The organism is Enterococcus italicus DSM 15952 (assembly GCF_000185365.1).
Classification (GTDB): Bacteria; Bacillota; Bacilli; order Lactobacillales; family Enterococcaceae; genus Enterococcus_G; species Enterococcus_G italicus.
This window is the reverse complement of the sequence record NZ_GL622241.1, coordinates 84218-97873: the sequence shown is the minus strand read 5'-3', so window position 1 is coordinate 97873 and position 13656 is coordinate 84218. Positions and strand designations below refer to the sequence as shown.

The window sequence follows — 13656 nt, the reverse complement described above, 5'->3', positions numbered from 1 at the left end:
AACGATGAAGAAAGAACGGGTAGATGTTTTAGCTGTTCAACAAGGGTTATTTGAAACACGAGAGCAAGCCAAACGAGGTGTTATGGCGGGGCTAGTCTATATCGAAAAAAATAAAGAACGTCTTGATAAACCAGGCGAGAAGATAGACAATCAAACAATTCTTGAAATAAAAGGCAAAAAGTTACCATATGTTTCAAGAGGTGGCTTAAAGTTGGAGAAGGCCTTAAAACAATTTGATTTCTCAGTGAAGGACAAGCGTGTTCTTGATATTGGTGCCTCGACCGGGGGGTTTACGGATGTAGCATTGCAAAATGGGGCTGTATTAAGTTATGCCTTGGATGTAGGATACAACCAATTGGCATGGAAGTTGCGTCAAGATGAACGCGTCGTTGTCATGGAGCGCATGAATTTTCGCTATGCAACACCTGCGGATTTTCAATTTGGTACGCCAGAAGTCGCTACAATTGATGTATCATTTATTTCATTAAAATTAATCTTGCCGACGTTGCATCAGATTTTGCTTGATAGAGGTGATGTGATGGCATTGATTAAGCCTCAATTTGAAGCTGGCCGTGAAGCTGTAGGGAAGCACGGAATAGTCCGCGATCCGCAGACGCATCGAGCAGTGATTGAGATGATTGTTTCGTTTGCCACGAATGAATGCTTTGATGTAGAAAATTTGTCCTATTCACCAATTACAGGTGGGGAAGGCAACATTGAGTTTTTGATTCATTTGAAAAAAGCTAGCCAAAAAGGCCAAATAGCTTCAACTGTTTCCATTGACGATGTCGTTACTGAAGCACACAATCAATTAACTTAAAGAAGTGAAAATACATGTTACACGAAAGGTAAAACCATTTGAGTAAAATGGATGAAGCCATTTGTGATATGTATTTTTTCTTTTTCCCAAAAATCACGAACAATTAGTTTTCTTTCATGCTTTCTAATAGACCTTTTCAATAAGCAAAAAATACGCTATCATAAGTGAGAAATAGAAGGAGGGACGCGGATGAAAAAAAAAGAACGGCATCGTCTAATTACGCGACTGTTGCTAGAGATGGACATCCAAAAACAAGAACAGTTTGTGCAAGTGCTGCAAGAACGTGGCATTCATGTGACGCAAGCAACTGTCTCAAGAGATATAAAAGAATTAAAATTAGTCAAAGTCCCTTCAGAATTGGGTGGGTACCGCTATAGTCTTCCTGCTCAAAATGAAGAAGAACAGGCGATGAAATTAGATAAATTATTAAAAAACGCCTTTATTCATGTTAAAAAGATGGACAAATTTGTTCTGTTACAGACAATTCCAGGTAATGCAGTAGCCATTGCACCACTAATTGATCGTCAATACAACGATGATTTATTTGGCATTTTAACAGATGATGACAAAGTATTGATGATTTCAAACTCACAAGAGGCATGTAATAACTTGTTTACATGGTTAAAACAATACGAGCACTAAAAGGTTGGTGAGCAAATGTTAATCGAAATGACGATTGAAAATTTTGCGATTATCGAGTCGTTGACGCTTTCTTTTCATGAAGGCATGACGACATTGACAGGTGAAACAGGTGCAGGAAAATCGATTATTATTGATGCGCTAGGTCTTTTAGCAGGTAGCCGTGCTTCGGTCGATGTGATTCGTCAGGGGGCAGATCGCTGCCATCTAGAAGGCGTTTTTGACTGGCCGAAAAACCCACAATTTTTTGCCCTTATGCAAGAACTACTAGTGAATCAAGAAGAAGACTATCTGGTCGTACAGCGCGACATTGCGCTGAATGGCAAGTCAATTTGTCGTGTCAACGGCCATGTCATGACATTGGCCAATTTAAAACGCATTGGTCGTTTTTTGGTGGATATACAAGGTCAAAATGAACATCAATCACTCTTACAGGCCGATCAACACCAGCGCTTGCTAGATGAATTTGGTGGTAGTGACTTTCAGCTTGCTCTCACAGAATACAAAGCCTTGTATAAAGAATGGCAAGCATTAGCCAAAACAGTACTTTCTCGCAAGAAAAATGAACAGTCCTATGTTCAAAGATTGGATATGTTACGGTATCAAGTTGATGAAATTGAGCAGGCAGAATTGGTTTCTGGTGAGGAAGAGTCTTTAAGTGAAGAACGTGACAAATTACTAAACTTTCAAAAAATAGTTGATGCATTTGCAAGTGTACATCAGCTACTTAGTACTGATGATCATGGTGTCTTAGACAATGTGAGTCTGGCAGCGAATGAATTAGAAAGCGTGGCGTCGTTTGGGAAAGAGTATGAATTATTGTCAGAGTCACTAACAACTGTTTATTATCAACTACAAGATGTTGCAGCTGATTTGTCCCGTCAAATGGACCTACTTGAGTTTGATGAGCAACGCTTGCATCAAATCGAGGATCGACTGGAGATCATTCATCAGCTTAAAAGAAAGTATGGTGAGTCAGTAGAATTTATTTTAGCGTACTATGAGAAGATTTCCCTTGAACTATTAGAGACCGCACAATCCGATGGGCAGCTTGATCAGCTTGAATCGCTATTAAAAGAGAAAGAGGAGCAGGTAGCGAAAAAAGCAGCAATCCTGCATGAAAATCGTAAAGAAATTTCGCGTCGTTTAGAAAAAGCAATCATGAACGAGTTACGTGAACTGTACATGGAGCATACGCAATTTGCCGTCCGTTTTGAGGCGCTATCTCAAGGATACAACGAATTTGGAAAAGATGACGTTTTGTTCTATTTATCTGCTAATCCAGGTGAGCCGTTGCGCCCACTAGAAAAAGTAGCTAGTGGTGGTGAGATATCTAGGATTTTACTAGCCTTAAAGACGGTCTTTTCAACGAGTCAGGAATTAACAAGTATTGTCTTTGATGAAGTAGATACTGGTGTGAGTGGACGAGTAGCCCAAGCAATTGCTGAAAAAATTTCGCAAATTGGTCGCCGCTCGCAAGTTCTATGTATTACGCATTTGCCTCAAGTTGCGGCTTTTGCTGATTTTCAATATTTTATCTCAAAGACGGTTCAGAATAATCGAACCAAGACCACCGTCGTTGAACTGACGAAAGAGGAACGCGTGGAAGAAATTGCCCGCATGTTAGCTGGTGCTGAAGTCACGACGTTAACAAAAGAGCATGCAAAAGAGCTCTTACGATTAGCTCAAAAAAGTAACAGATAGCAAATTTTAGCCGATTGAGAGATAAAAAAAGAAGCTGAAACGATTTTTTTGCCATCGTTTCAGCTTCTCTTTTATTGAATACTTGTAATAGCACCCAGAACAATCGATCCAATTGTAAGAATTAACATGGTCCAAACAACCACCATCGTAATTTTAGCAAATCTACTTTTTTTCTTTTTTTCGCTCATTGTATTCATCCTTTTTTTGTCATTAGAGTCATTTTACAACCTTCTATACGATAACTCAAGCCAGAGGGGAGAATTACAAAAGATTTTTCTTTTTAAGATAGCGCATGGCAAGGACGCAAAGCAAAACAGTTCCGCCAGCAATGAGCCAAAAAGCTCCCTTTGAGTTGGCAAATGGAAGAGAGACATTCATTCCGTATATTCCTCCGATTATCGTAGGAATGGTTAAGACTAGTGTTAACGAAGTGAGGATTTTCATGACGTTATTCAAATTATTTGAAACAATCGCTGAGAAGGTATCGGTAATTTGGCTGACTAAACGCAGATGAATTGTAGCAGAGGTTACTGCTTGCTTTGTTTCTATTAGGACATCTTGTAAGTGATTGTGTACGGCATGATTTTTTTTCAGTAAAGCAATCTCCGAGAAATCAGATAGAGTTGCTAAGTTGTTTTTTGTAGCTGATTCAATTAATACCAAACTTTTTTGAATGTCTAACATTTGATACAATTGCTTATTTTCAGTGGATACTTTGATTTGGCCTTCTAGCTCTGATAATTGCAACTTTATTTTTTTCAGATAACGGTTAAAAGACAAAACAAGCTTCCATAAAATTTGAAGGACCAAATTCATTTCGACAGACATATCATTTTGTTGAAGATAGACGTCGGTCAATTCATCGAAAAAAATCGGCGGATATTTTGAGACGGTTAGGACTTTTTTTTCAGGTGTAAAGATGATTGCCAATGGATAGGTTTCGTATTGAGGATAGCCATTGGGACTTGTTAAGGCATGCGGGTATTGTAACAGCAATAATGCTGCTCGTTCAAAAATCGTCTGCTCCAATCCTTCATACCGAGAATTTTCGGCATCGTCTAAGATCGCAGTTAGATAATCCATAGGTAAATGGTAATTTGTAGAAATTGTCGTCAACTCGTCGGAAGTCGGATTCTCAATATGTAACCAAAAAACTTCTTTCGTGTCAGCATCCTGTTTTTTTAACTGATCTTGATTAAGAGCGTAATAATGAATCATAGTAACCTCCTAAATAGTTTCGAAATAGTTGGAATTTTTAACAAAATGAAATACTCGTGTAAACAAAATGAAGTATAGTATAGCTAATACAATAGAAAGGATTTATCCTAATGAAACCTTTTACTCTAGATTTACTTGTTTGGTACATTTACCCTATTATAGCAATTATCGGGGCTAAATTCATCGTTTCCTTTTTTCACTTAAATCAAAAATATCAATTGAAAGCACCGGATATCGCGACACCTCTGTTGATGATTGGTCTGTATTTCTTCTCGACTGCAGCACTAGGAAGAAGTGTGATTGCGTATTATTTTATTTCCATTATTTTATTAGGGATGGGCTTAGTATTGATTCACGCTTATTTTTTTGACGAAGTACATTATGGGCGACTATTTAAAATGTATTGGCGAATGACATTTTTGCTTACAATTTTTTTATATGGTGTCCTGTTATGCTGGAATATTTTCGCTTTAGTTGCTTAAGTTTGGTTCATTTTGGATTAGAAAAATAGCTCAAACTTAAAAGGTAAAAATAAGTCAAAAAAAGTCTTAACTTTTCAGATATTTTGTGGTAGAAAGTGGGGGATTGTGGTAGACTTTATTTATCAAGTGGTAGATAGGGGGTCCTAGCGATGTTGATGGGTGAATTTCAACATTCGATTGATGCAAAAGGTCGCCTAATAGTCCCTGCAAAATTACGTGAACAGCTCGGTGAGAAGTTTATTGTGACGCGAGGACTAGATGGGTGTCTATTTGGCTATCCGTTGAGTGAATGGAATCAGCTTGAAGCAAAGCTAAGTGAAATGCCCCTTGCAAAGAAAGATGCGCGGACATTCGTTCGTTTCTTTTATTCTGCAGCCACTGAATGTGAAATAGATAAACAAGGAAGAATCAATATCCCCACGACGTTGCGAGAGCATGCAAAATTGACAAAAGCTTGTGTAATTATTGGGGTAGCCAATCGTATTGAAATTTGGGATGAAGAAAAATGGCACGCTTTCTCTGAAGAAGCGGAAGAAAACTTTGATGAAATAGCAGAAACCATGATTGATTTTGGGTTGTAGAAAGAGGAAAAGCATTGGAATTTCAGCACTATACGGTCTTAAAGAAAGAGACAGTAGAAGGATTAGCTATTAAACCAGATGGCATTTATGTGGATTGCACACTAGGAGGTGCGGGCCATAGTGAATATCTATTAAGCCAATTAGGACCAGATGGACATTTATACGCCTTTGATCAAGATCAAAAAGCGCTGGATTTTGCTAAACAACGTCTACAAAGCTTTGTCGATAAAGGTCAAGTGACCTTTATTAAGAGTAATTTTCGTGAGTTGAAATCAAAACTAGCCGAATTAGACGTTATGAAAGTCGATGGTATTTTATACGATTTAGGTGTATCGTCACCACAATTAGATGAAGCTGAACGGGGATTTAGTTACCATCAAGATGCGCCATTAGATATGCGAATGGATCAATCAGCGAGTTTCTCAGCTCATGATTTGGTGAATACATATTCCTACAACGAGTTAGTTAAAATCTTTTTCCGCTATGGAGAAGAAAAATTTTCAAAACAAATTGCTCGTGAAATTGAACGAGTACGGGCAAATCAACCAATTGAGACAACATCTGAGTTAGTGGAAATTATTAAGACAGCTATACCGGCTCCAGCTAGACGCAAGGGTGGACATCCAGCTAAAAGGATTTTCCAAGCAATACGGATTGCTGTGAATGATGAACTAGGTGCAGTTGAAGAGTCACTAGAGCAGGCCATAGAATTGCTTGCAATCCATGGCCGCATTAGTGTTATTACCTTTCACTCATTGGAAGATCGCTTAGTAAAAAATATGTTTAAAGAATACAGTCAAGTCAAGGAGTTACCGCCTGGTTTGCCCGTTATTCCTGATGAATATCAACCAATGCTGACAGTAATTAATCGTAAGCCAATCACGGCAAGTGAATTGGAGCTAGAAGAAAATAATCGGTCTCGTAGTGCCAAGCTACGAATTGTCGAAAAAGTAAAAGAGGGAGAGAGTTAAGGTATGGCTGAATTGAAAATCAAAGACTTACATACACAATTATATGATACCAATCTTCAGCCAGATCAACAGAAAGTCTATGAAGAAATTCATCGCCCAGAAGTGATCCATGTACCAACTTCTCCATTCACAAGATTAGCAAAACTAAGCAAACTTGAAAAATGGTTGACGTCTGCTATCATTTTTGGAGCGATTGCTTTGGGACTTTTGGCAATCAATTTACGGACACAAATTAGCTCAGTTGAAAATACAATTACGACGATTCAAAACAAAATTGATGATGCAAATACAACGAAAACAGATTTGCAACAAGAAAAAAATGAGTTGTCAAAAACCGAGAGAATTCAAAAAATCGCTGAAGAAAAAGGATTGTCAATCAAAGAGGATAATTTAAGGAATGTGAAGTAAATGAGTTTAAAAAAAAAGATGAAGCGATATTTCAATAAGAAAAACAAATCACCAAAGAACAATCGCAAAATTGTGGGAATTATTTTATTTTCCATGGCATTTGTGATGTTCTTTTTATTTGTTATTCAGCTGTCAAAAATCGCCGTTATAGGGAAAGTCAATAATGTATCACTAGCAGAAAAAACAAAACAATTGTATCAAGGAAGTACCATTGTCAAGGCTAAGCGAGGAACTATTTATGATCGAAATGGTATTGCCATTGCTGAGGATGCGACTTCCTATTCGGCATACGCAACACTATCAAAGACCTATACGAGTGGAAATAAAAAACTATATGCCCAAGAAAAAGACTTTGAAAAACTCGTCGCAATCTTAGCCAAAGAAGTTAGTGGATTTGACGAAAAAAAAGCTTTGACTGCTTTAAAAAATGGTGCCAAAGAAAATCTTTGGTTAGTAGAATTTAGTCAAGCAAAAAACTTAACCTTGAAGCAACGAACAGCAATTGAAGCAGATTTGAAAGCAGAAAATTTAGTCGGCATTTATTTTAATGAAAGCCAAGCTAGAATGTATCCAAATGGAGAGTTTGCTTCTCACTTAATTGGGTATACTGATTTGGTAGAAAATAAATCTGGAGAAAAAGAACTTGTCGGCAAAATGGGAATTGAATCCGCCTATGACGATATTCTTAAGGGAACCAATGGAAAAATTGTCTACCAACGAGACAATTATCAAAATCCACTTCCTGGTACTGTATCTGAATCCGTGGCTGCCAAAGATGGAAAAGATATTTATACGACGTTAGATAGTCGCTTGCAAGTCTATCTAGAGAAGTATATGAAAGAATATTATGAAAAATTAGGTGCAAAAAGTATGACTGCCATGCTTGTCAAAGCAAATACTGGTGAGATTTTAGCACTTGACCAGCAGCCGTCATTTGATCCTGAAACCAAAAAAGGACTAGGCACTGACTACGATTCAAACTTTAACTGGGCGAATACATTAGTTGAAGATCCGTATGAGCCGGGATCTACAATGAAAATTTTGACCACCGCAGCGGCTATTACTCAAGGCGTATATGATCCCAACGAGACATATCAAGGTGGGAAAATTGAAATTGCAGATGCGACAATTGATGACTGGGACCATGGGGAAAAAGGTACGTTAACGATGCGCCAAGCCTTGTCTTGGTCTAGTAATAAAGGAATGGTCATCTTAGAACAAAAAATGCCAGATGCATGGCGTCAATATTTGAAAAAATTTGGATTTGGTCAAAGTACGTATTCAGGGTTAGCAAATGAAAAATCAGGTACGCTCCCTTCGACGAATATTGTCGATACTGCGATGAGTTCATTCGGACAAAGTATCGGGGTAACCAATTTTCAAATGATGCAAGCTTTTACCGCAATTGCCAACAATGGTACGATGCTAAAACCGCAATATATAACCAAAATTGTTAATCCAAATACAAACAAGATAACCGTGATGGAGCCTGAAGTAGTCGGAAATCCGGTTACCAAAGAATCGACAGAACAAGTAAGAGAATACATGCGAGATACCACTGAAAATGAGGAATATGGGATTGCATATGGTAAGTACAGTGTCCCTGGTTACCACGTCAGTGTGAAGACCGGGACGGCTCAAATATCAGAAAATGGCGCATATTTAACTGGCGCAAATGATTATATTTATTCCGCTGTTTCCATTGTTCCTTCTGAAAATCCTGAATATATTTTCTATTTGACGATTAAACAACCGAAAAATTATGATTACAATGCGTTATCAGATATCACCAATGCCATTTTAAAAAGAGCGATGGACTTAACGAGTTCTGATGCAACGACTGATGGTGAATCGACAGAGATATCGACTGAAAAAATTACCGTTGACGACTATCGTAATTTATCGACCACGACCGCCGCAACGGCTGCTCAAAAAAGTGGGCTTGACCCAGTTGTACTAGGTGAAGGAAGCAAAGTGAAATCACAATCGATTGATGTCGGCAAGACAGTATTACCGGGTGAAAAATTGCTATTACTAACCAATGATGATGCAGTTACGATGCCAGATATTACAGGTTGGTCAAAAACAGATATAGTAAAATTAGCCGATCTATTAAATATTGATGTTACCTTTGAAGGGGAAGGATATGCTACTTCACAGAGCATAGAAGCATATGCAACCATCCGCAATCAAAAATTAACAATTGTTTTAAAAGAAAACTAGTAATAGGGGTGCAAAAGATGGATTGGGAAAAAATGTTTTTACCGTTAGCAAGTGGATTTGGGATAACAGTGGCATTCATGCCACTGTTTATTGGCTATTTTCAAATGAAAAAATACGGGCAAGAAATACGTGAAGAAGGACCAAAGTGGCACCAGAAGAAAGCAGGTACGCCGACAATGGGTGGCGTTGTCTTTTTGTTGGCGACAGTTATTACATCGCTTTGGGTAGGACTTTGGCAAAACCAAGTTACAGCAACGCTTGCAATTTTATTATTCATTCTTGCACTTTACGGCATGATTGGTTTTTTAGATGACTTCATCAAGATTTTTAAAAAAAGAAATCTAGGACTGAACTCGCTACAAAAATTACTAGGGCAAATCATCGGAGCCTTGATCTTTTACGGTGTGTATCTATATGATGGAAATGTTAATCAACTCGCCATATTAGGTTTTACCATTCCTCTGGGTTATCTGTATGGACTGTTTGTCATTATCTGGTTAGTCGGATTTTCCAATGCGGTGAATTTGGCAGATGGGATTGATGGCTTAGTTGCTGGCCTAGGGACGATTTCCTTTGCAACCTATGCAATCATCGCCTATGCACAAAATCAAACAGATATTTTAATTTTGTGTCTAAGTGTGATTGGTGGATTAATCGGCTTTTTTGTATACAATCACAAGCCCGCTAAAATTTTTATGGGTGATGTCGGCGCGTTGTCTCTTGGCGGGATATTAGCAGCGGTATCGATTCTCCTACATCAAGAATGGACACTGTTATTAATCGGCTTTGTGTATGTGTGCGAAACACTTAGCGTTATTTTACAAGTAGGATACTTTAAACTGACAGGTAAAAGATTGTTTAAAATGTCACCGATTCACCATCATTTTGAAATGCTTGGTTGGTCTGAATGGAAAATTAATGGTGTCTTTTGGACAATTGGGTTAATTTGTTCTATGCTAACGCTATGGATTATCTTATAGGAGACGATGGACATGAAAACAATCAAGACATATGAAAATCAAAAAGTTTTAGTGCTAGGATTAGCCAAAAGCGGATTTAGTGCGGCCAAATTGCTTCATCATTTGGGCGCACTTGTTACCGTTAATGACGGAAAAGTATTTGAAGAAAATAAAGATGCTCAGGAATTGTTATCAGAAGGGATTACAGTTATCACAGGTAGTCATCCATTAGAATTACTAGACGAAGGGTTCACATTAATTGTAAAAAATCCCGGAATTCCATACACCCATCCATTTGTTCAAGAAGCCTTATCAAGAAATATTCCGATTATTACCGAAGTTGAATTGGCTTATGAAATAGCTGATGCACCAATCATTGGAATTACTGGAACAAATGGTAAGACGACAACAACGACGATGATTGGCCATGTACTAAATCAAGAGCGCAGCAATTCAGTCGCTCGACTAGCCGGTAATATTGGTTACCCAGCTAGCTCTGTTGCACAAGAAGCAATCGCAGATGATGAATTAGTAATGGAACTTTCTAGTTTTCAATTAATGGGCATTACCGACTTTCATCCAGAAATTGCCGTTATCACTAATATTTATGAAGCCCATATTGACTACCATGGTAGCCGCCCAGAATATGTTCAAGCAAAGTGGCGCATTCAAAAAAATATGACTGACAAAGATTATTTGGTCATCAATTGGAATCAAACGGAATTACGAGAATTAGCAAAATCAACCAAAGCGACAGTTGTACCTTTTAGTACAGAAGGACAAGTCGACGGAGCCTATGAGATAGACGGCCAATTGTTCTTTAAAGGACAATTGATTATGTCAGTAGATGAACTAGGTGTACCGGGCCAGCACAATGTGGAAAATGCTTTAGCAGCGATTGCTGTTGCAAGCTTAAAACAGGTCCGTCCTGAAGCAATTAAAGCAGCACTTAGTCAATTTACCGGTGTGCCCCATCGTACGCAATATGTAGGGACACATGGCGATGTCCGTTTCTTTAATGACTCCAAAGCGACAAATAGTCTAGCGACAAGAATGGCTTTAGGTGGATTTGATCATCAAAAATTGGTATTACTCGCTGGTGGTTTAGATCGAGGCAATTCTTTCGATGAATTAATTCCTGATTTAAAAGGGATTAAGGCAATTGTATTGTTTGGTCAAACGAAAGATAAATTGGCAGATGCGGCCCAAAAGGCAGGTATACCGATTATTAAATTTAGTGAAAATGTGGAATCGGCTGTTCCATTGGCATTTACGCTTAGTGAACCTGGTGACACGATTTTACTATCTCCAGCCAATGCCAGCTGGGATCAATACCCTAACTTTGAAGTACGTGGCGATCGCTTTGTTCAAGCGATGCAACAGCTAAAATAGGAAGAAATGAGAGAAAAAGATGAAAGTACTTGTAACAGGTGGTGGAACTGGGGGACATATTTATCCTGCTTTAGCATTTGTAAACTATGTAAAGCAACTCGATCCCAACGCCCAATTTATGTATGTTGGTGCTAAAAGAGGACTGGAGAATAAAATTGTTCCTTCACTAAGCATTGAATTTAAAACGTTAGAAATACAAGGCTTTAAAAGAAGCCTTTCGTTTGATAACATCAAAACAGTGCAACTATTTTTAACCAGTATTCGTCAAGCGAAAAAAATCATCAAAGAATTTCAACCAGATATCGTGATCGGTACTGGTGGTTATGTGTCCGGAGCAGTCGTTTATGCAGCGGCAAAATTACACGTACCGACAATCATCCATGAGCAAAATAGTGTTCCAGGAGTGACCAATAAGTTTTTGGCACGATACGTGGATCGTATCGCCATAGCTTTTCAGGATGCGGCCGCCTACTTTCCAAAAGAGAAAACAGTGTTAGTCGGTAACCCGAGAGCTCAAGAAGTAGCAGGTGCAAAAAAATCTGAAATCTTGAGTCAATACAATTTAACACCGGGTATTCCGACTGTATTAATTTTTGGTGGCAGTCAAGGGGCACTAAAAATTAATCAAGCAGTCATTGATGCCCTCCCTACACTTGCTAAAAAAAACTATCAAGTGCTTTATGCCTCAGGTGAGCGATATTTCCAAGAAATCGAAGAATCAATTGGCATGACCAAAGATGCGTTTAAAAATATCAGCATCCAACCATATATTACTAAAATGGATGAGGTAATGGTTAATTGCGAGTTACTAATTGGTCGTGCGGGCGCAACATCCATCGCCGAGTTTACTGCACTGGGATTGCCAGCCATTTTAATTCCTAGTCCTTATGTGACGAATGATCACCAGACCAAGAATGCGCAAAGCCTTGTTCAGGTTGGTGCTGTGGACATGATTCGTGATGCAGAATTAGATGCAGAATCACTTGTTTTTGCAATTGATAAAATTATGAACGATGAGCAACTTCGCCAAAACATGGCGGTAGCATCCAAAAAAGAGGGGATACCAGATGCCTCAGAGAGATTGTATCAATTGTCCCAATCGATTATGCGAGATTGAGAGGAGGAAGTCACATGACTAAAAAAGAATCTCAATCCGAAGAAACGCCCCTTACACCATGGCAAGAGGAGCATGCCCGATACCTTCAAAAAAAGAATGAAGAAGAAAAAGGGCAAACCGATGATCAAGTAAGTGTTGCTGATGAAAAAAAAGAGAAAAGTGACTCATATGATGATGAAGATATTCAATTAAATAGAGCAAGCGAACGAGTTTCTTTTATGGACAAGTTACCAAATTTGCATTCTTACCATAATAAGCAATTAATCCGACGTGTCTCCTTCATCCTAGGTCTTTTAACAATTCCTTTAATCATTTGTGGGTATTTTATTTCACCTTATAGTCGCTTAGGAAAAATTGAAGTATCAGGCAATCAAGTAGTAACAACACAAGAGATTATTGCCGCATCAAAGCTACAACTAGACGAAAATTTTTGGCAACAATATCAAGACCGCTCGCAAGCGGCAAAAAAAATTGAGACGAAGTACCCACGTATTAAGTCTGTTGCCATTAAAATGACTGGAATCAATCAATTGAAACTATCCGTCACTGAGTATGAAGAAATCGCCCAATTATCAAAAAATGGTACCTATTCTCCTATTTTAGCTAGCGGAAAAGTACTGGCTGAAACGCGTAAAGAGGCGAGTAAGCAAGAAGTTATTTTGGAAAAATTTACGAATAATGAGCAAATTTTGGCAACAATTACCCAATACAAAAAATTATCTAGTGAACTACAAAGTGCCATCTCGCAAATTTCTTATGAAGCTACTAAAGCAAATGACCAATTACTCCACTTGTATATGAATGATGGCAATACAGTGATTGTAAATATCGATAATTTAGCAAGTCAAATGAAGTATTATCCACAAATAGCAAAAGATTTAACAGAAAAAGGGACAATTGATATGGAAGTTGGTATTTTTTATGCGCCATATGAAAGTTCAACGACTTCCACTTCTGATACAACCAATACAAGTGATACCACTTCTTCGAGTGAGGACTCAGTACCATCAGATTCTAGTCAGGAGAATAATTAGGCAAATTTAGCAATTTAAAATAAAAAATTGTATATTATTTATCCCAACGCCTTTCTCATCCTCTATGAAATATGGTAAAATTGGTAGAAATGAAAGAAAATTCCATTT

Annotated in this window: 14 protein-coding genes; 12 read left to right on the top strand and 2 right to left on the bottom strand. The window is 38.1% G+C overall.

Annotated features, from left to right (window positions below):
• Positions 1 to 4: 4 nt before the first annotated feature.
• The 3 genes from HMPREF9088_RS00455 (at position 5) to recN (ending at position 3163) form a co-directional block, all read left to right on the top strand.
• Complete coding sequence (locus HMPREF9088_RS00455) at positions 5 to 820, top strand: TlyA family RNA methyltransferase (RefSeq protein ID WP_007207117.1); 816 nt, start codon at positions 5 to 7, stop codon at positions 818 to 820.
• 189 nt (positions 821 to 1009) lie between these two features.
• Positions 1010 to 1462 (top strand): arginine repressor, encoded by a 453-nt coding sequence (locus HMPREF9088_RS00450; protein WP_007207116.1) that lies wholly within the window; start codon positions 1010 to 1012, stop codon positions 1460 to 1462.
• A gap of 15 nt (positions 1463 to 1477) precedes the next feature.
• Entirely contained in the window at positions 1478 to 3163 is a 1686-nt protein-coding gene (gene recN, locus HMPREF9088_RS00445) for a DNA repair protein RecN (RefSeq protein WP_007207115.1), read from the top strand.
• Positions 3164 to 3234: 71 nt separating this feature from the next.
• On the opposite strand, the gene HMPREF9088_RS11520 is transcribed toward recN, so the two are convergent.
• Both HMPREF9088_RS11520 and HMPREF9088_RS00440 read right to left on the bottom strand, forming a co-directional pair.
• Positions 3235 to 3351: a DUF4044 domain-containing protein gene (locus tag HMPREF9088_RS11520; protein ID WP_071859021.1), complete on the bottom strand. Its 117-nt coding sequence runs from the start codon at positions 3349 to 3351 to the stop codon at positions 3235 to 3237.
• A gap of 73 nt (positions 3352 to 3424) precedes the next feature.
• Entirely contained in the window at positions 3425 to 4381 is a 957-nt protein-coding gene (locus HMPREF9088_RS00440; RefSeq protein WP_007207113.1) for a magnesium transporter CorA family protein, read from the bottom strand.
• A gap of 110 nt (positions 4382 to 4491) precedes the next feature.
• Here HMPREF9088_RS00440 and HMPREF9088_RS00435 point away from each other — a divergent pair, with 110 nt between their 5' ends.
• From HMPREF9088_RS00435 to HMPREF9088_RS00395, 9 genes are all read left to right on the top strand, one after another.
• Positions 4492 to 4863, top strand: a complete 372-nt coding sequence (locus HMPREF9088_RS00435) for a DUF3397 domain-containing protein (RefSeq protein WP_007207112.1) — start codon at positions 4492 to 4494, stop codon at positions 4861 to 4863.
• A gap of 149 nt (positions 4864 to 5012) precedes the next feature.
• A complete protein-coding gene (gene mraZ / locus HMPREF9088_RS00430) occupies positions 5013 to 5444 on the top strand; it encodes a division/cell wall cluster transcriptional repressor MraZ (protein WP_007207111.1) in 432 nt (143 codons plus the stop codon).
• Between the two features lie 14 nt (positions 5445 to 5458).
• The gene (gene rsmH / locus HMPREF9088_RS00425; protein WP_007207110.1) at positions 5459 to 6415 is read left to right on the top strand and encodes a 16S rRNA (cytosine(1402)-N(4))-methyltransferase RsmH; all 957 of its coding nucleotides are present in this window, start codon (positions 5459 to 5461) and stop codon (positions 6413 to 6415) included.
• A gap of 3 nt (positions 6416 to 6418) precedes the next feature.
• Positions 6419 to 6823, top strand: a complete 405-nt coding sequence (gene ftsL, locus HMPREF9088_RS00420; RefSeq protein WP_007207109.1) for a cell division protein FtsL — start codon at positions 6419 to 6421, stop codon at positions 6821 to 6823.
• Positions 6824 to 9046, top strand: a complete 2223-nt coding sequence (locus HMPREF9088_RS00415) for a penicillin-binding transpeptidase domain-containing protein (protein WP_007207108.1) — start codon at positions 6824 to 6826, stop codon at positions 9044 to 9046.
• A 17-nt stretch (positions 9047 to 9063) separates the two neighbouring features.
• Positions 9064 to 10026 carry a phospho-N-acetylmuramoyl-pentapeptide-transferase gene (mraY, locus tag HMPREF9088_RS00410; RefSeq protein WP_007207107.1) on the top strand — a complete coding sequence of 321 codons (963 nt, stop codon included), beginning with the start codon at positions 9064 to 9066 and terminating at the stop codon, positions 10024 to 10026.
• A 12-nt stretch (positions 10027 to 10038) separates the two neighbouring features.
• A complete protein-coding gene (gene murD / locus HMPREF9088_RS00405) occupies positions 10039 to 11397 on the top strand; it encodes a UDP-N-acetylmuramoyl-L-alanine--D-glutamate ligase (RefSeq protein WP_040365982.1) in 1359 nt (452 codons plus the stop codon).
• A 19-nt stretch (positions 11398 to 11416) separates the two neighbouring features.
• Complete coding sequence (murG, locus tag HMPREF9088_RS00400) at positions 11417 to 12514, top strand: undecaprenyldiphospho-muramoylpentapeptide beta-N-acetylglucosaminyltransferase (protein WP_007207105.1); 1098 nt, start codon at positions 11417 to 11419, stop codon at positions 12512 to 12514.
• Positions 12515 to 12528: 14 nt separating this feature from the next.
• On the top strand, positions 12529 to 13548 hold the full coding sequence (locus HMPREF9088_RS00395; RefSeq protein WP_007207104.1) for a cell division protein FtsQ/DivIB: 1020 nt from the start codon (positions 12529 to 12531) through the stop codon (positions 13546 to 13548).
• The last annotated feature ends 108 nt before the right edge of the window (positions 13549 to 13656 follow it).